Genomic DNA, 19,770 nt, shown 5'->3' on the forward strand with positions numbered 1-19,770 from the left:
GTAATCTAAACTTTTAGGCTTCTATTTCAGTGCACTGAAATAGAAGCCTAAAAATTCATAACAAACACATTAACTATGCATACAATTAATTTTTTGTTACTTTAAGCCAACTCTCTTTGAGCTTATAAAAAAACTTTTTACGCCAATTGAATAGCTCAATTAATGATAATACGAATCTCGCAAGTTTTCAAAAGTATGAGAAAGTGTATCTACAACCCATCTTTTAAGGACTCCAGCTGCCTTAACGACAAGCTTTCCAATGAAAAAAAAATATACGGTAAAAAGAGCATCTTTGATTGTTGGTCCGATGATAGCGTTCTCCTTACCTCTGGGAATTTGCCCTGAGATAGCAATAAAATCTTTGTTTTTCGCTGAAATAAGAGGCTCTTTCTCTTGGGCCACTATCATAATGAAAACTTCCTCTGGAAAGCTACCTCTCCTAAAATTTGCATGAATCTCAAGAATTTGAGAGAAAAAAAGAACTGTTATTGAAACACATAATTTAGCACTTTTAAACATTCCTTTCTCCTTTTTTATTTTAAATATCAAAAATAAACTATAAAATTCATAAAGTATTAACAAATAAGAATAATATAAAATAAAACTCTTATTTTTACTTGATACAATACATATATTATAATTTATATTTATAGAAATATAATATCACGAATATATAATTCGTGGATATTATTTAACTTATATTAAAATTTCTGATATAAATCAGAAAATATAGGTGCTTTAAGTTTATAGTTTCTATAAAATAACATAATATCTAGTTAACTACAAAAATCAGATATATACAGTAATAAATATATGATTTATTAAATAATTCAAATATTGTATCGCTCCTCTATATTTTCATATGAGGAAGTTTTAAAATTCAATATCCGCCCTTCAGCATTGACCTTCAAACAAATACTATTGAAAACTTAATGAAGGAAAAATTGTTTCTGGTAAAACAGATAATAAGTGCCCTTCACGCACAAGTATATGTGCTTGATGAAGATCTGGAGCCAGATAGCGATCTTCCTTAAGAGAAGCAACATTTTTTCGTAGACATTCCATAACAGATTGCAAAAAAGTACTTGTTTTTAAAGGTGCACGATATTCAATTCCTTGTGCTGCAACAAGCGTTTCAATGCCAATAAGTGTAAAAAGATTTTCGCTCATTACCAATAACCGACGCGCTCCATGGCAAGCCATTGAAACATGATCTTCTTGATTGGCAGAAGTTGGGGTTGAATCAACGGAAGCAGGATGGGCCATTTGCTTATTTTCAGACATTAAAGCTGCCGCTGTTACTTCAGCAATCATAAAACCTGAATTAAGACCCGCATTATGCGCTAAAAAAGCTGGAAGTCCATAAGAAACTGCTGGATCAACCATAAGAGCAATACGCCGTTGAGAAATAGATCCTATTTCACATAAAGCAAGAGCAATCTGATCAGCAGCAAACGCTACAGGTTCAGCATGAAAATTCCCACCTGATACAACTTCACCATTCCTTAAAATCAATGGATTATCTGTAACAGCATTTGCTTCAATAATCAGTGTTTTTGCTGCTGCCAGCAAAATATCAAAACATGCCCCCATGACCTGTGGCTGGCAACGTATACAATAAGGATCTTGTACACGCTCATCCCCCCGTAAATGTGCTGCACGAATTTCTGAATCCTCTACAAGCTTTTCTAATGTTTTCGATACAGCAATCTGCCCATAATGTCCTCGTAAAATATGGATATCAGGATGAAATGGCGCCGTTGATCCCATGATAGCATCTGTCGTCAAAGCCCCTGCCAACAATCCACCACACAATGCCCGATAACCTCGAAAAAGACCAGCAAGTGCAAGGGCTGTTGATGTTTGAGTTCCATTAATAAGAGCTAGACCTTCCTTTGCCTCTAAAATAATAGGGGACAATCCCGCTTTCTCTAATGCAACCGCCCCACTCATACGAATATTTTGAAAAAATGCTTCTCCTTCTCCCATCATAACAGCCGCCATGTGAGCAAGTGGAGCTAGATCACCTGAAGCACCAACAGACCCTTTTTCAGGGATGACAGGAATGACGCCCTTTGCAAGCATATTTTCCAGCAAATTTACCAATTCTAGACGAACTCCTGAAGCCCCTCTTCCTAAAGAGATAAGCTTTAAGCTCATTATCAAACGCACAATATTTTCAGCTAAAGGCTCTCCTACCCCACAACAATGGGACAAAATAAGGTTTCTCTGTAAAACAGCGACATCGTCCGCATCAATTTTAATGGAAGCCAACTTCCCAAAACCAGTATTAATACCGTACACAGGCTCACTTCCAGCAGCAATTTCAGCAATGCGCTGAGCCCCTTTCTCGATAGCTAAATGCGTGTCATTATGAAGTTTACTCACTTCACCATTAAAATAAATAGCTGCAAGCTCACTAAGCGTCACCTCGCTCGGTTTCAGTATAATAGTCATAATCTACTTTCTTTTTTTTTATCAAAGTATAACGTTTAGCATTATTGATCCTTCTATAAAACAAAAAAAACTATAACGACTCTTTAAAGCGAGAATGCTTTCTTAAAGGTATTCCTTACAATGGAGTTATTATCCAAAAGTAGAATAGTTGACGATAAATGAAAATGAAATATTGACAAACACAACCAAGTCATGGATTTCAAAAATAGATAAAGCTTTAATTTATAATCATAATCTAGCATGATTCATATTAAATGAGAGAGCGGAATATCTTAAGACTCTCTCATTCCAAATCTGTGTATGTTGAATCAATCAAAACCATTCGCTTGCACGTCATAAGCGAAATTGGCGTATGGATAAACTGTACAAAAAAGGACTACTCCTCTTATAAACCATGTCAAGGACTGTCGCAACATTGGGAAATGACAAAGTGTGTGATGGTGCAGGCTTATTCTTTTATGAAGCGTAAAGATGGAGAACTCAATGGATTTATCATCAAGCTATTCCTACTAAACTTATAAAAATCTTAAATAGATAGCTGTCACAATCTATCATGATTGCAAAAATTAAACTCTATAGAAAATTAAAAAACTTATTCAACACATCACAACAGAGAAGAAATTGAGCTTTTTTGCTACTTCTAAAATTGTATTTAAAGCGCCAGATTGAAACCTGAAAAGCACATCTTCAATAAAACCACACAAGACTCGCCCTAATCCGTTATTTAAAATAAAAATAAAAGAAGTTTTCTTATATCAAAAAATTTAATTAACATATTGTTTTTATATTATATCTTTAAAAAATAGAAATGCTCCATATAACATATTTATATTTTACTTTTTTGTTATACTGAATCTGAATTTAGAGATAATTTCAAAATGAGTTGTTTTTTAAAGGTGCTTCCAAGCCATTACCTTTTTTACTACAAATTTCTGATTATGATAATTTTTTGTACTTTTTCAGTTGTTTTTGTCAAAATTTATTAAAAACACTCTCATTTAATAATAAAAAGCAATCATAAAAACAAAGAATTATCAAACATTTCTATTCAATTTACCTCTTTCCATTTTATAAAATAATCTGTTGTTAAACTGCAGTAAAGAAAGCGCTTCGATGCTATAATGCAGTGCATAAATTTTCTATTTAAACTCTCTCATATCAAGTGAACAATGAAAATCAGATATAATAAGATGTCAATTTGAGTGCTGAAGAAAAAACATCCCCCTCAAAATCTGCCTTAATAAGGCGTTAATTTTCTGAATACCGCCTACTCTGATGTGCTAAAAAAGCAAAAGCAATCATCGATATCGGATTATCCTGCATACATATAGAGCTCACTTCGATACAAAAGCTCCAAATTGCCTTGCACTTCATATTTCTTTATCAATGCGACTAATTGCCGCAAATATTCTTCCCCATAGCAAGCAATAGCGCGTTGCACTTGCGTTGAAGAGCGGCTCATTCCAATAAAAGCTTCAGATGGGATCATCATCGTCCAATTGTGCGTATGAAAAAAAATCTTTTCTGGATCTACCCCAAAGCTACCACTCATTTCCTGTAAAAATCAAAATTACGATAATACCGAGAATAGTTCGGACTCATTTTCTCTAACAATGTCTCATAAGCCTCTAGAAATTCGCTATGCTTGAAATCACGATTATTTTGAATAACCGCCATGACACCATTGACTCGAAGTTGATCTAAAACAGAACAAAGCAACTTGGGACGATCCATCCACTGAAACGCTTGCGCTGCAATGACAAGATCAACCTCGCCAATTTGAGGCAATAGGTCTTCGGCACGGCCCTGATACCACTGCACCGTAGGAAATTTTTTTCGCCCCTGCTTAATCATATCTGCCGATACATCGATAGCATGATATTGGTGCTCATTTCCTAAAAATTTAACAATTCCCTCTAATGCGATGCCTGTCCCAGCACCCACATCCACAATGGACAAATGCTTTTTGTTCTTAAAAGGATGGAGCATGGTTTTAAATAAAGTAAGGGGATAGCGAGGACGATAACGATCATAATCATTAGCCAATCCATCAAACTTTTCACTTTGCCGCTGAACACTTTCTATCATAGGACTTTCACCCTCCTTCTCAATTACTACCATACATAATTAAAAAGCCTTTTTTATCCAATGTATTAAACATAACTTCTAAAGGAGGAAAATAAGAACTGCCCTGACCTTCTATCTTTCCATAAGATTGATACTTACATTTTTCTCTTTTCCAATTGTTATCTGCACGTTGCAAAACTCAAAACTCCTACGAAAATAATATAATTTTCTGTAATAATAATTGATATAAATATTATTGATCTTTTATAAGATGACATCTATATTACTAGTATTATTTTAATATCAGCAAGTCACTTAAGCGTACCTAAAACGCAGAGAGATATCAATTTATTGATAAATACGCCTGTTTATAAAGTTCAAAATACTTTCCACCAAGAAAATAAACCCTATATAATACATAAAATATCTGTGGAGACATCTTTATGTTAAATGTACAAACTTCTTCAATGTTTAAAATATTAAAAAAATTTCCAATCGTGATTCTTTTGGCATGGTTAGTGCCATTTTTAAGTGGGTGCGGATTTAATACGATACCAACAAATGAAGAAAAAGCACATGCAGCATGGAGTGAAGTGCTCAATCAATATCAACGTCGTACAGATCTCATCCCCAATCTTGTAGAAACAGTTAAAGCTTACGCAGCTCATGAACAAAGTGTTTTCACAAATGTAATTGAAGCACGTGCTAAAGCAACACAAGTCAACATTAATGCAGATATGTTGAATAATCCAGAAGTTATGCAGCAATATCTCAAAAATCAAGCAAATTTATCAAGTGCACTTTCGCGACTTATGGCTGTTGTTGAAAACTATCCGGATCTTAAAGCAAACCAAAACTTTCTTGCTCTTCAATCACAATTAGAAGGAACAGAAAACCGTATTTCCGTTGCGCGCCGCGATTATATTGAAACAGTACGTGCCTACAATACTGCACTCAAAACAATGCCGACGATGATTTGGGCAAAATTATGGTTTCGCGATGCTAAACCTATGCCAACTTTTACCATCGATACTGATAGCCAACAAACACCAAAGGTTAATTTTAATTAATGAAATCATTTCGATACTCTTTGCAACGTATTGTATTTCCACAATTATGGGCTTTTATCTGCTCTCTGTATTTAGTTGCTGCATTGGGAAGTATCGCTTGTTCGCAAATAAAATTTCCTCATTTAACAGGTTATGTTAATGATGTGGCTCATTTGCTCGATAATGCAACCAAGGAAGACTTGACAAAAAAACTGGCAGCACTCGAAGAGAAAACGGGAGATCAAATTGTTCTTGTAACACTCCCTACTCTTTCGGGCCACGATATAGAAACGTACAGCAATTCTCTTTTTCGTACATGGGGATTAGGCCAAAAGAAGATCAATAATGGTGTATTACTGGTCATTGCACCGAATGAACGCACAGCACGTATCGAAGTTGGATATGGTTTGGAAGGAGAGCTAACAGATGCTCTTTCCTCTGTCATTATTAATAGCTTCATGATTCCTAATTTTCGCGAAGGAAATTATCAAAAAGGAATTGCTGAAGCAGTTGATGCAATTATCAAAGTTATTACAGAAAGTGATTCTGATTTTACTTTTCGCATCAAAGAAAAAGCTAAAATCGTTGAAGAACAACGTAAACAAGCTGAAAAAGAAGAAATGGTAATCAATGCAATTATGTTTCTCATTCTCTTTATAGTCGTTGGTTTGCCCATTCTTGCAATGATTTTTGGTAAAAAAGTGGGTCCACAAAAGTATCTCTGGCTGGGGATCATCTTCACACCTTGGTTTCTTAACTTAAGTGCCGGTGGCAGATATCCTGGTGGAAGGTTCGGTGGTCCTCGAGGTGGAGGGGGATTTAGGGGTGGTGGTGGATCATCAGGTGGTGGTGGTGCAACAGGAAGATGGTAAAAGGAACGTGGATTTTTAAGCGTAGCAAATCTTCTTAAGATAAAATTTTATGAACGTATTCTCTTTTATTCAACAATTCTATACCTTACTCTGTAATCACTTTTATTGATTACAATACAAACTCAAACATCAAGATAAATATTACCCATGACATGTGAATTGAAACATACAGATCGTAATCACTTATCACATCATTTTAATGCAATTCTAGAAAATCCACCCGTCGAATGGAAAATAAGCGATCATCTAGTTGAGTATCCTGAAGCTCTGCGTTATATGCAAGAACGTGTAGAAAAAATTCTTGCAAAAACTGCGCATGAACAAGTTTGGCTTCTCGAACACCCTTCCCTTTATACAGCGGGAACGAGTGCAAATAAAAAAGATCTTTTGGCGCCTAATTTATTCCCTGTTTATGAAGCAGGACGTGGAGGTGAATTTACATATCACGGTCCAGGACAGCGTATTGCTTATATCATGCTTGATCTTAAACGCCGGAAACAAGACATTCGTGCTTTCATTAGTGCATTAGAAGAATGGATCATACAGATGCTTGCCAACTTTAATATTAAAGGCGAACGCAGAGAAGATCGCGTTGGTGTCTGGGTTAAACAGTCTCATTGCCCATCAAAACAAAATGATCTTTCTTCCGAAGATAAAATTGCAGCTATTGGCATTCGAGTGCGCAAATGGATAAGTTTTCATGGAGTTTCTATCAATGTTAATCCTAATTTAGCCCATTATTCAGGAATTGTTCCTTGTGGAATTACAAACCACGGTGTAACAAGCTTTCTTGATCTAGGTTGCCCTGTAGCAATGCATGATATTGATATTGCTCTCAAACACGCTTTTGAAAAAATTTTTGGTCCAACAATCGATGTTTCCTAAGTGCATTGATTTTTAAATAAAAAACAGGCATAAAATTATTTTAATAAATATTTGATTTTATGAGGTGGATAGTTAAACGCTATGAGCGATAACAAAAAGGATCTTTTTAGTGTTTTAAATAAAGCCCAATCTCGGGTAAATACAAAAGAAAACACTCTGCAGTCTCCAATGAAATCAAACGCGATGATTTCAAGAAAAAGTGCAAAAGATACGCAAGAAGATGACTATAATGCCCTCTCTATTCGAGTTCTTGAGGGTTTAGAGCCGGTACGTTTACGCCCTGGAATGTATATTGGTGGAACAGACAGTAAAGCGCTTCATCATTTATTTGCCGAAATTATTGATAACGCGATGGATGAAGCTGTTGCGGGTTATGCAGATTCTATTGAGGTCTCATTAGATAGGAACGGTTATATAACCGTTACAGATAATGGACGCGGTATTCCTGTTGAAAATCATCCTCAAATGCCTGAGAAATCGACTCTTGAAGTTATTATGACACAACTCCACTCAGGGGGAAAATTTGATGGAAAGGCTTATCAAACTGCAGGTGGACTTCATGGAGTAGGAATTTCTGTCGTCAATGCTCTTTCTGATGATATGGAAGTTGAAGTTGCACGAGAACGAAAACTTTACCGCCAACGTTTCTCACGCGGTATTCCTCAATCTGGATTGGAAGATCTGGGAGATGTTTATAATCGTCGTGGTACACGCGTTCGTTTTCATCCTGATCATGAAATTTTTGGTGAAAAAGCAGCTTTTGATCCAGAAAAAATCTATAAGATGACATGCTCCAAAGCCTATCTTTTTGGTGGCGTAAAAATTCGCTGGTCTTGTGATCCCGTCATACTTGAAGGCGCAAAAAATATTCCTGAAAAAGCTGTTTTTCATTTTCCCGATGGGCTTAAAGACTATTTACTTTCGTCACTAAAAGATGAATATCGAGTAACGTCAGAAATTTTTTCTGGCAAAACACAACACAATAATGGCCATGGCTCCGTTGAGTGGGCTATCGCTTGGCATGGTGGTGATTCTTGTGTGCAATCTTACTGCAATACGATTCCTACAGGAGAAGGCGGAACACATGAAATAGGATTACGTCAAGCTCTTTTGCGTGGATTGAAATCCTACGCTGAGTTAATAGGAAACAAGCGCGCAACGATTATTACGTCTGACGATATTATGATTTCAACAGCCGCAATACTTTCAGTCTTTATCAGTAACCCTGAATTTGTTGGACAAACAAAAGATCGATTAGCAACCATTGAAGCACAGCGTATCGTTGAGAATGCAATTCGCGATCCTTTTGATCATTGGTTAGCAAATTCCCCACAAGAAGCAACAAAACTTCTCGATTGGGTTATCGAACGTGCTGAAGAACGTGTTAGACGACGCCAAGATAGAGAAATAAGTCGAAAAACTGCTGTCCGTAAATTACGTCTGCCCGGTAAACTTGCAGATTGTAGCCAGAACCATGCTGTGGGTGCTGAACTATTCATTGTTGAAGGGGATTCTGCAGGAGGATCTGCTAAACAAGCAAGAAATAGAGCAAACCAAGCAATTTTACCTCTTCGTGGTAAAATCTTAAATGTCGCCAGTGCTGCACATGAAAAAATGAACTCAAGCCAAACAATTAGCGATCTGATCCTTGCTCTTGGATGTGGAACACGCTCCAAGTATCGTGAAAAAGATCTCAGATATGAACGTATTATCATCATGACAGATGCTGATGTTGATGGTGCTCATATTGCGTCACTGCTCATTACCTTCTTCTTTCAAGAAATGCCTGACCTTATTCATCAGGGACATTTATATCTTGCCGTCCCTCCCCTTTATAGAATATCGCAAGGAGGAAAAGTTGCTTATGCTCGTGACGACATTCATAAGGATGAATTGCTCAAAACTGAATTTACTGGAAAAGCTAAAATCGAAATCGGGCGTTTTAAAGGGCTGGGTGAAATGCGCGCAGAACAACTTAAAGAAACGACTATGCATCCTCAAAAACGTACATTGCTTCGTGTTTCTATTGATGCCGTGGAAATGCAAGAAACGAAAAAGACTGTAGAAAGTCTCATGGGAACAAAACCAGAAGCACGATTTCGTTTCATACAAGAAAACTCTACTTTTGCTTCTAATCTAGACATCTAATATAAAAAATATCCCTTTCAAACCACTGCAGCTGCGTCAATCACGCGCAGTTGCGGATTGATCGTTCCATTCCAATAATTCAAACTAAGATGACCAGCTAAATGAATCATTTCACCAATATTTTCAAAAAGAAAATCACCTAGCGATGTCCCTACAGCACGAAAAGCTATTCCTTGTAGTTTTTTTCCTTCAACATTAGATACAATGAGGCGAAGATGTCCTTTACCAACTTCAGATAGATTCACCAGTCGATGAGAGGGAAGAACAAAAACAGGTGTTGCATTCCCTGCCCCAAATGGCCCTGCTTTTTCAAGCAATTCAAACAGCGCTTCATTAACACCAGAAGCAGAAAGAGAACCATCTATACTAAGAGATTTTTTTGCACGCAACTGTGAAACCATTAAAGAAACTTTTTCTTCTAGCCATTTTCGAAAAATTTCAATTTTTGTTGATTGAATTGTAATTCCTGCTGCCATACTATGCCCCCCTCCTTTTTCTAATAAATTGAGTGTAACAGCTTCACGAACGATTGCTCCTAAATCTATACCATTAATTGAGCGTCCCGACCCTACGCCATTTCCATCTTCTTTCAAAGCAATAGCAAAAACAGGACAAAAAAAACGCTCTTTGAGGCGGGAAGCAAGAATACCAATAATCCCCGGATGCCATTCTTTATGAGAAATGACAAGTGACAATGGTGTTTCTTGACCTTGATAAAGAGAAGCAATATAGGATTCCGCTTGTGCTAATTGAATATTCTCCATTTCTTGGCGTTCTTGATTAAGCCGATCTAATTGTTCTGCTATTCTGTCCGCTTCATCTTTATTCTCACAGCTAAGCAAACGTGCTCCCAAAGCTTGATCACCAATGCGCCCTCCTGCATTAATTCTAGGACCTAATAAAAAACCTAAATGAAAACTATTAAGCGGCTCCCCTATTCGTGCAACCTTTGTTAAAGCTGTTATTCCTAGATTATGCATAGAACGAGCAACTTGAAGCCCTTTTAACACAAAAGCACGGTTAACCCCCTGTAATGGAACGACATCACATATGGTTGCCAATGCAACAAGATCAAGCATACTTAAAAGATCAGGCAGCGGTCCTTGGAATTGTTTTTTCCGCAGCAAATGCTGAACCCAAGCTAACGTAACAAAAACAACGCCAGCTGCACATAAATGCCCCTGTTTAGAAAAATCATCAGGACGATTAGGATTGACAAGAGCAACAGCTTCTTGATGAATCTCTGACATTTGATGATGATCTAAAATCACAACATCAGCACCAGCAAGCCTCGCTGCTTTTACGGCATCAGGACTGTTTGCGCCACAATCAACAGTGATAATTAACCGAGCGCCTTCTTGCACAAGCATCCTCATTGCTTGTTCATTCGGACCATAGCCTTCAACAATACGATCAGGAATATAAATTTTGACTTCAATACCAAAATAACGAAAAAAACGTGCTATGAGTGCCGATGAACAAGCACCATCAACATCATAATCACCAAACACAGCAACCTGTTCTTGATTGAGAAGAGCCTTAACAATGCGCTCTGCAGCGCATTGCATATCCCTAAAACTTTCTGGATCAGGCATAAGCGTACGTAATGTTGGATTAATAAAAGCAACAGCCTCAGCTTCATCCACATCTCTTGCTGAAAGTACTCGAGCTAACTGATCTGGAAAGCCAAATTTTTGAGAAATAGCGCGCGCGTTATTTATCCCTTGAACATCAAGGGCATCTAACCAAGCTTGACCACAAGCAGAAGATTCAACATTGAGAAAATAACGAGACCACTGCATTATTTCTTATTTTATAATGAAGAACGATAAAAGACAATCATGCGTTAAAGATAAAATAGTCTTTTGCAACATTCATTTTAAGTTTAAATGGTCTACAAACTTCTTTTAATGGGGTATTATAATACCTTTCTTGTAACATGTTGTTTTATAAAGTTTTTATTTTCTCTTGACGTCAATCAAAAGACATTATATCAGAGCAAGTAGTATGCGTTAAATATTTCGCTATGGTAACAATTTTCAACGCAAAACAGTAAAAATTCCCTTATATTAAAAGGGTTCTAATAAAGGATACTTCTATGGCAACTTTTTCACAAAAGCCAACTGAAGTGGTGAAAAAATGGGTTATTATTGACGCAGAAAACCTTGTTTTGGGTCGTCTTGCCACATTTGTTGCTAACCGCTTACGTGGCAAACATAAAGCTACATTTACTCCACATGTTGATGATGGTGACAACGTTATTGTCATTAATGCAGATAAAATAGCTCTCACTGGCAAAAAATATACGGATAAAAAATATTATTGGCATACCGGCTATATTGGTGGAATCAAACAACGTACAGCACGTCAACTTCTTGAGGGGCGTTTTCCCGAACGCGTTATTGAAAAAGCAGTAGAGCGCATGATTCCTCGAGGGCCCCTTGGTCGCCGTCAATTGAAGAATCTACGTGTTTACGCTGGAAGCCAACATCCACATGAAGCACAACAGCCTGAATCTCTTGACGTTGGTGCTTTAAACCGCAAAAACAAAAGGATTGCTTGATTATGGCTGAAATTAATTCTCTTTCTGAGCTTAGCATAGTAACAAGTATTACAGAAACACATGAAAATGTTGTTCCTGTTCACGTGCAGAAGCTTGATTCACAAGGACGTGCTTACGCAACAGGAAAGCGTAAAGACGCTGTTGCGCGTGTATGGATTAAACCAGGTTCTGGAAAAATCACGATCAACAATAAGGAATTTGACAAATATTTTGCTCGTCCTGTTCTTAGAATGATTCTTCGTCAACCAATTGTTGCAACAAATAGGGATACCCAGTTTGATATTATTGCAACCGTTGCAGGCGGTGGTCTTTCTGGACAAGCCGGTGCAGTGCGCCATGGCATTTCCAAAGCTTTAACCTATTACGAACCAGAACTTCGCTCAATCTTGAAAAAAGGTGGGTTTCTTACCCGTGATAGTCGTGTTGTTGAACGTAAAAAATACGGTAAAGCAAAAGCACGTCGTTCTTTCCAATTCTCAAAGCGTTAATTTCAATTTTTGCAATGCATAAAGCCTCGGACAAAAACGGGGCTTTTTTAAACTGCTAAAACAGACTTTTAGATGAATGTAGGAACAAATCTATACCGATTAGAAAAAACAAGAATGCAAAACAACCTCTTCTCTTAAGATAAAAGGCAAGAAAAATAGACCGAAAAAATTCAAAACTTCAGTTTCAATTTTTTAAATCTGTTTTACTAACTTGTAATATATCGACGTGCTAAAGCACAAAAATATTTACGCGACAACTTTAGCAATCTTATAAGCTTTTCAATATTTTTTCTATCATCACTTAACAAGCTTTAGTCCAAGAAATGCTTTACCATTGTAATAAAATGAGGGACAGAAATAGGCTTTGACATATATTCTTCACATCCACTGGCACGAATTCGCTCCTCATCGCCTTTCATAGCAAAAGCTGTTACAGCAACAACGGGGATTGATCGAAGTTCTTCATCTTCTTTTAATTGTTTAATAACATCTATTCCAGAGACCTCTGGCAACTGGATATCCACAAGGATAAGAGATGGCATTGATGAACGCGCCAAATCTAATGCCATAAGACCATTACGTGTTTCAACGGTTTCATAACCACTCGCTTCTACAAGATCGCGAAATAACTTCATATTAAGCTCATTATCTTCCACGATCATGACTTTTTTTGACATTCGTATAACTCCACCCTTCTCAGATAAAATAGAGAAATAGAAATGAATCCACATTCTCTTTGCTTAAGATAAAATGATAAAATGAATTGTAAACCACAAAGAGATTAAAAGATTCCAATAAAAGCATTTTTGCAAATATTTGTAAGACGCATCGCTATACTTATTCAGTTCATCAACATAAAACCCACAAATAGTCGTAAGATTGTGTGACCTTGTATTTTTTGAGTTGATATACAAAGTTTATGGATATCTCAATTAATGCATTCGCGTTTTCATCATAAAAAAAATATCAACCACAAACTTAGCTCAAATGCGCATTTTGAAGAGAAAAAAATTTAAGTAAATTTAAAAAGCAACTGATTAGCTGAATTTAATGCACCATATACTGGCATCCACAAAACAATATCTTAATGATATAAAAGGATAAACTTATCAAGGTCATTAAGATTAAAAAAATAAATAAACCGTGATTAAATATCACGGTTTATTTAATATAAAACATTCAATAACAGCATAATTCAAAGTTTATCAAGGATAATATCTTTTAATTCAAAGCCCATGAACTATGAGCAAAAGCATCGAATGTTCTTCCACCTGTCTCTCTGTTAGGACTCGGTGGCTTTCTAGTAAAGAAATATACAAGATATGCGATGAGACCAAAAATCGCTGTCTCCAACCCCATTAAACCCGCAACTTTTTGGACATTTTTCTCAGCCCCTTGTCCTCCAAACTGGCTAATAATCATATCAACAGCTTTAATAACTCTATTTTCCTGTGTCATTACAGAAATAAAACCAGCATTTTGAAATCTGCCATTTAAAGAATCAGCATTGGCTCTTAAAATCTGTGAAAAGAAAATCGCTACTGCAACAAAACATACTATACAATGCTTGAATATTTTCATCATAACCACCTAATTACAATATTTAGTAAAATAAATTTTCTTTACCGCCCCCTCTAAATAGAAAACATTCCGTTATCTATCGATAAAGTATATTTATCTTCTGATAATAAAAATATAATACAAAATTTAATTAATAATTTTATTTTAATTGTTAATTTTATATTATATTACACTTACAATATATCCGTTACATGTTTATTTAATAATTGTCAATTATTTTATTTGTACTTTACATTATGTAGTTTAATGATAAAAATATATTAAAATAAAATTATTTTATTGTTTTTATTATAAATTTAGCTTTATTATCATAAATATTATTATGATTTTATAATATATAAAAATATCAATATGTTGTTTTTTAGTTACACATAATATTTTTATTTTTTGTATAATATAGTAAAATAAATATTTTTATAAAATAATTTTTCCTTAGGATAGATTGAGAAAAAATATTTGCCCCAGCTACAATTAGCGTAAGCACCAGCTTAACTCTTTGATTGAAAAAGCTAAATTAGGTAAGATAAGGGATAACTTTGGTGAATGCGCCAAATCTAATGCCATAAGCTATTACACATTTCAACGATTTCACAGCCATGCGTTTCTACAAGAACGTGGAATAATTTTAATAAAGTTCATTGTCTTCCACAATTATAACTTTCTAACATTAATATAATTCCACGACTCTAAGATAAAATAGAGAAATAAAAATGAATACACCTTCTTTCTAACCAAGATAAAATGATTAAAAATATGAATCATAAAAATTTAATAATGTCCAATAAAAGCATTTTAGCAAATATTTGTAAGACGCATCGCTATACTTATTCAGTTTATCAAAATGATAATCTAGAATAGCCGTAAAATGATGTGATCGTATATTTTTTGAGTTAATACGAAAAATTTATGGATATTTAAATCAGCTCATGCCCCTTTTCATCTTAGAAAAGATATCAATCACGAAAATTAACATCGATATATATATTTTGGAAAAAAATTTAAATAACGTTGATATGGATAGATTATTTGCTAGCAAACAATCTTCTCTATTAAATCAGAGTGTTCACTACTGTGATATTGTAATCTCAATCACGACAACACTTCAATAACAGACTAAAATATAGATTCACTATAAGCTTAAAATAAAAATTTTGGAATTGATCATACATACAATGAATGAACCGTAAAATACAAAAGTAATCATAACACTAGAAAATGAAAAAGCTTATCACTCTTGTTCACTATTCCTTCCTCTCTCATTTTTTCTGTGTTATTTTTAAAGTCTTGTAAAAGATATGAATTACATGCAAAAAAAATTAGCCCTTTGTAATCTCTACGCCATCAATCACATTAGTTTTATTAATGATAAGCAATAACATTTGTATAGCTCTAAGCTTAGAGAGCAAAACCAGATTAAAGTATCATTTTTATTTATTGTAAAGAGGATGTAAAACTCCATTTTTCTCTTATCATTGTTAAGAAAAATTGAAAAATGAGCTTATTAATATTAAAAAAATAGAAAATAATTTTTTAAAAAATAATATCTTATTTAATTACTTTTTAAAATAATATAAATATATTATGTTTATATTGTATATATTTAATTAAATAATAATATTTATAATAACACTAAAATAGTACATAATAATTATCTTTATATCAAATAAAATCATAACATAAAATAAGAAATTCACAATAAAATTAGGTATAATTCCATTAGTTAACAAGTAAAACAAAGAAATATATTTAATTATGTTATTGAACTCAGTTGCGTTGCCATCGTTTTTGCCTGCTTGGATTGGTGAATCCTTTTATTTCCAAGCAATTATTAACTGAATTTTGACTGCTCAGCATGCTGAAAAATCTCTATGTGATTGTTGTCTTGATAATTGCTATCATGTTGTTTGGCGAAGCTCTTAGCTTTCTATCGGGCAACTTAAAAGCTTTATTCTGTCAATTTTCTTATTGTTTAAGCAAAAACTCATCCACGTAATAATATATTGAATGCACCAACAAAATCCGCACGAATAACCACATTCTACACATATAAAAATTATCCACTTTTGACAATTTTTTAGCACTATAACCGAAAAAGAACACATCTGGCTCGTATTATGAATGATATTAAATTGTATGCCATCTTACCATTGGCTTTTGTCATCAAGCTGCCATCTAAAATCGAACAGTTTAAACCTCTGATTTCTATTTCACGCTCCTTGCCAGTAACCGTGGGAATGCGGCCTATATTATTGTTCAATCTTATCTAACAATAAAAAAAATCCTCATGTGAAAATTCTACATGCCTTATATCGCCAGAATAAATAACGATAATTTATGGTACAATAGAATTATTCACTCAATTTTTTTTATTTTTATAATCATGCTGACTTTCATCTCATCCCCCTAATCCATTAAATTTACGCATTGTTTTCTTATAACTTATGAAAGTCATGACCATGGAAAGAAAAGCGCTCAACAGAAGATATCCAATATTCCATTCGCCTTTACCAAGCAACAATGACACAGGCAAGGAAGCAGAAAAAGCCATGGGAAGCATAAACAAAAGCCATTTTACGATGCTTAAAGGATAAATTCCTATTGGCACAAATGAAAGCTCATAAATCATTTCATGAAAATATTCGACAGGCATCTTACGGCTAATAATAAATGTTATAAAATTGAACATCAGAAAAAAACAAATATTGACAATAAAAACACAAAATATTGCAACAACAAAAGAGATCCATCTTAGCTTAAGATCAGAAATATTCGGTAATGATACAAATAAATAGGCACTAACATAAAGGACAAAGAGCTTGATCAAATTAAGAGGTTTACACCAACCAAACAACATCAACAACCAAATTGAAACGGGCTTTATCAAGTATGGTTCAATTTTACCATCCGCTACTTTTTCAAAAAACGTTTCAATAGAATTAATAAAAATATTCAAAAATATTCCAAGTAAAACAAAGACAACAAAGATAAAATGGATTTCATCTCTGCTATAGTTACCGATCTTTCCTGAAAAAGAAGATACTCTATCAATAAATATGAATTGAATAAAATAATAGCATAGAGAAAGAATAAACTCCCCAGCCAAATTCTTACCATAAACAATCTGTCGGCGGATATTCAGACTGATAAAATGAAGGATGATTTTCATCTCAACCACCTGCTCCATTATATGCTTTCATCCCTTTATTCCAAGCGATATAAATTAAGAATAAAAAACACAAAATATAAGTAAAACTTCCGAAAATAAACTGCTGAAACAACGCTAAATTTTGCGTCGCGAAAAACTCGGCAGGAGCGGATATCATGAAACGATAAGGATTAAATTGCATAAGCGGAATAAGCCACACCGGCCAAAAAGATGGTGGTAAAAGAACACCCCCAAGAAGCGCTGAACTAAGAATACTAAAAGAGAGTAATATATTGTACTCAATCACCCAAAAGCTTAATAAAGCAATTCCAAAAGAGATTAAAAAACAAAGCAATTGTGATAGAATAACAACCAGAAAAAAGAACAGAAAAGCGATGACCAATCCCAGAATATTTTCATAGAATAAAACAAGCTTAACAATAAAAAGAGCCAATAATGGGATGCTATATAATACACTCTCCCCTAAAAAAGTAAAAAGCATTTGTGTCATATAACTAAAGGGCTTTGTAAGATATACTTCTAATTGGCCTTCTTTAACATGATGAGAGAAAAACTTAATCACATTATAACCATTATTTAAGCGACCTAGGACTAAAGCAAAAGCATAATAATACATCATATCATAAAAGCTAAAGCCATTTATGGTGTTGCCCGTATCAGAGAAAAGTGCATTCCATAATAGAAGTTGAATAACAAATGGCGAAAGTGTCCCAATGATAATATCGGTAAAAAACATTGCTCTATCACTTAGAACAGTGAGTAATCCATTCTTGGCAAAAAGAAACATACCAAAGCAGTGGTTAGATAAATTCTTTAAATTTAACACGGAGCATCTCTTCAAGCGAGGGAGTGGATACAGAGAACGTACAGTTCAATTTGGTTGTAATTTCGCGTACAAAACGCGCAAAATCCTCACGGGGCAGCGAAACCTCCAGCGAGCATTCTTCAGCGTTAAAGTGCTTATCTTTTAAAGAAGTAGATAATTTCAACGCAATCTCATCAATTTTTTCTACAACAGCTGAAGGTACAGCCATGTGTTCACAAAAAAACGTTATTCTCACCAAAGAAGGAATGACATTTTTAAGCGCGTGAAGATTACCATGAAACTGTTTCTTTCCTTTATGCAAGAGAATAATATCATCAACGTATCCATCAATATCTCCCATATCATGACTTGTGATGATATACCCAGTGCCACGCTCCCTTTTCAGTTTTTTAAGAAGCTCCCTGATTTCATGCTTAGATGTAAGATCAAGACCAATACTTGGCTCATCGAGAAACAACAGTTTAGGTCTAAAGGAGAGATTAAATGCCAATTCACTTTTCACTCTCTCACCCAGACTAAGCATCCGCACTGGCTTATCCATAATATGCTCAAGACCCAGTAACTCAGCGATCTCTTTAAGATCACGGGTAAAAGAGGCGCGTTCAAGACCATATAATGGTTGAACCATATCCAGACTGTAGCGTAAGGGCAAATCCCACCATAAACAATTCTTATGACCAAAGACCACACCCAAAGACTTGAACAGATTTTTCTTCGCTTTATAAGGATCAACACCAAGGACTTTAACACATCCCTCATCAGCGTATTGTATACCAGAAAGTATTTTAATCAGTGTCGATTTACCCGCTCCGTTAGGGCCAAGAATTGCTAACGATTGCCCTGAAAAGAGGGTGAAACTCATATCTTTTAACACATGATGATTTGTATAAACCGGCTTGAAGAGAGAAAAGACCTTGTTTTTAAAACCAATTCCTCTGTCAATGTTGCGATATATTTTTGAGACGTTATTAACGTCAATCAATAATGATCCCATCAGTCACTCCTCATTTCAACTTATCCCCCCTTTGAATGTTTCCATAATAAATATCTGTTTTTGTTCACTAGAAAAAACAAAAGTGTTCAAGCCCTCCTTAGAGCAATAAAACGCGCCTGACGTTTTATCTCCAATTTTTTGTCTAGATATTTTTTCAATGTGATGAGTTCACTTCAATGAAGCATTAAGATACTAAAAACTTATTTCTTCTTTTATGAAAGATAATCTTTTGGATAAACTAAGTAAGTAGAAAAATAATTGGTCATTGAAAGGAGAGCTTTGGTAAGAAGGCTTCATTGTGTAAGCAAAGATACAAAGCATAAATCTATACTATAAGCATATCAAACCACATTGATAACAAAACAAAAATCCTTGACAACAGGAATTTTTTGAGAGGCTACTTTCCCTCAGCATTACTATAAAATGCCTCCATTATTCCCCATGAAAAAACTAAAATTGCTTTCACTATTTTAGTAAATATCTTTCAGATTTTATCTAACTCATCTCCCTCAACAGACACGCCTCCCCAATATATGACCTCTGTAGATAATTCAAAGGAGCAGCTTCATAAACTCAGATTATTAAACGATACATCATATCCCAAATAACAATACAATCAATATGGATAAAGAGCTGTAGAAAGAAAGCCATGATATTCGAAAATTTCATCACTC

General features: G+C 34.7%; 15 protein-coding genes and 1 pseudogene. 6 read left to right on the forward strand and 10 right to left on the reverse strand.

The features are described 5' to 3' along the window. Positions 1 to 159: 159 nt before the first annotated feature. From ACFIMC_RS02705 to ACFIMC_RS02720, 4 genes and pseudogenes are all read right to left on the reverse strand, one after another. The gene (locus tag ACFIMC_RS02705; RefSeq protein WP_375613125.1) at positions 160 to 519 is read right to left on the reverse strand and encodes a hypothetical protein; all 360 of its coding nucleotides are present in this window, start codon (positions 517 to 519) and stop codon (positions 160 to 162) included. 399 nt (positions 520 to 918) lie between these two features. Next, positions 919 to 2,457, reverse strand: a complete 1,539-nt coding sequence (hutH, locus tag ACFIMC_RS02710) for a histidine ammonia-lyase (RefSeq protein WP_375629031.1) — start codon at positions 2,455 to 2,457, stop codon at positions 919 to 921. A gap of 1,312 nt (positions 2,458 to 3,769) precedes the next feature. After that, positions 3,770 to 4,545 (reverse strand): annotated as a pseudogene (locus ACFIMC_RS02715) (class I SAM-dependent methyltransferase). Positions 4,546 to 4,564: 19 nt separating this feature from the next. Beyond that, positions 4,565 to 4,720: a hypothetical protein gene (locus ACFIMC_RS02720; RefSeq protein WP_375668433.1), complete on the reverse strand. Its 156-nt coding sequence runs from the start codon at positions 4,718 to 4,720 to the stop codon at positions 4,565 to 4,567. 247 nt (positions 4,721 to 4,967) lie between these two features. On the opposite strand from ACFIMC_RS02720, the gene ACFIMC_RS02725 reads away from it, so the two are divergent. From ACFIMC_RS02725 to parE, 4 genes are all read left to right on the forward strand, one after another. Then, positions 4,968 to 5,594, forward strand: coding sequence for a LemA family protein (locus ACFIMC_RS02725; RefSeq protein WP_375613126.1), 627 nt, complete (start codon positions 4,968 to 4,970; stop codon positions 5,592 to 5,594). Then, on the forward strand, positions 5,594 to 6,445 hold the full coding sequence (locus ACFIMC_RS02730) for a TPM domain-containing protein (protein ID WP_375671853.1): 852 nt from the start codon (positions 5,594 to 5,596) through the stop codon (positions 6,443 to 6,445). The genes ACFIMC_RS02725 and ACFIMC_RS02730 overlap by 1 nt, the downstream gene beginning before the upstream one ends. 147 nt (positions 6,446 to 6,592) lie before the next feature. Next, positions 6,593 to 7,330: a lipoyl(octanoyl) transferase LipB gene (gene lipB, locus ACFIMC_RS02735; protein WP_375613128.1), complete on the forward strand. Its 738-nt coding sequence runs from the start codon at positions 6,593 to 6,595 to the stop codon at positions 7,328 to 7,330. An 81-nt stretch (positions 7,331 to 7,411) separates the two neighbouring features. Beyond that, positions 7,412 to 9,478 carry a DNA topoisomerase IV subunit B gene (gene parE, locus ACFIMC_RS02740; protein ID WP_375621422.1) on the forward strand — a complete coding sequence of 689 codons (2,067 nt, stop codon included), beginning with the start codon at positions 7,412 to 7,414 and terminating at the stop codon, positions 9,476 to 9,478. A gap of 17 nt (positions 9,479 to 9,495) precedes the next feature. Here the strand turns inward: parE and recJ are convergent, their stop codons facing one another. Next, on the reverse strand, positions 9,496 to 11,280 hold the full coding sequence (gene recJ / locus ACFIMC_RS02745) for a single-stranded-DNA-specific exonuclease RecJ (protein WP_375636971.1): 1,785 nt from the start codon (positions 11,278 to 11,280) through the stop codon (positions 9,496 to 9,498). Between the two features lie 296 nt (positions 11,281 to 11,576). Here recJ and rplM point away from each other — a divergent pair, with 296 nt between their 5' ends. Next, positions 11,577 to 12,041, forward strand: a complete 465-nt coding sequence (rplM, locus tag ACFIMC_RS02750) for a 50S ribosomal protein L13 (RefSeq protein ID WP_015856544.1) — start codon at positions 11,577 to 11,579, stop codon at positions 12,039 to 12,041. Positions 12,042 to 12,043: 2 nt separating this feature from the next. Continuing rightward, positions 12,044 to 12,529 carry a 30S ribosomal protein S9 gene (gene rpsI / locus ACFIMC_RS02755; protein WP_015856545.1) on the forward strand — a complete coding sequence of 162 codons (486 nt, stop codon included), beginning with the start codon at positions 12,044 to 12,046 and terminating at the stop codon, positions 12,527 to 12,529. A 311-nt stretch (positions 12,530 to 12,840) separates the two neighbouring features. Here the strand turns inward: rpsI and ACFIMC_RS02760 are convergent, their stop codons facing one another. From ACFIMC_RS02760 to ACFIMC_RS02780, 5 genes are all read right to left on the reverse strand, one after another. Further along, positions 12,841 to 13,206: a response regulator gene (locus ACFIMC_RS02760; RefSeq protein ID WP_273724078.1), complete on the reverse strand. Its 366-nt coding sequence runs from the start codon at positions 13,204 to 13,206 to the stop codon at positions 12,841 to 12,843. A gap of 544 nt (positions 13,207 to 13,750) precedes the next feature. Then, on the reverse strand, positions 13,751 to 14,110 hold the full coding sequence (locus ACFIMC_RS02765; RefSeq protein WP_375613153.1) for a hypothetical protein: 360 nt from the start codon (positions 14,108 to 14,110) through the stop codon (positions 13,751 to 13,753). A 2,395-nt stretch (positions 14,111 to 16,505) separates the two neighbouring features. Next, positions 16,506 to 17,294, reverse strand: a complete 789-nt coding sequence (locus tag ACFIMC_RS02770; protein ID WP_375613131.1) for an ABC-2 family transporter protein — start codon at positions 17,292 to 17,294, stop codon at positions 16,506 to 16,508. After that, the gene (locus ACFIMC_RS02775; RefSeq protein WP_375613132.1) at positions 17,278 to 18,102 is read right to left on the reverse strand and encodes an ABC-2 family transporter protein; all 825 of its coding nucleotides are present in this window, start codon (positions 18,100 to 18,102) and stop codon (positions 17,278 to 17,280) included. The genes ACFIMC_RS02770 and ACFIMC_RS02775 overlap by 17 nt, the downstream gene beginning before the upstream one ends. Continuing rightward, on the reverse strand, positions 18,077 to 19,096 hold the full coding sequence (locus ACFIMC_RS02780) for an ATP-binding cassette domain-containing protein (RefSeq protein ID WP_375613133.1): 1,020 nt from the start codon (positions 19,094 to 19,096) through the stop codon (positions 18,077 to 18,079). The genes ACFIMC_RS02775 and ACFIMC_RS02780 overlap by 26 nt, the downstream gene beginning before the upstream one ends. Positions 19,097 to 19,770: the final 674 nt, after the last annotated feature.

The sequence above is a fragment of the Bartonella sp. AP21QHHD genome (assembly GCF_042196205.1).
Classification (GTDB): domain Bacteria; phylum Pseudomonadota; class Alphaproteobacteria; order Rhizobiales; family Rhizobiaceae; genus Bartonella.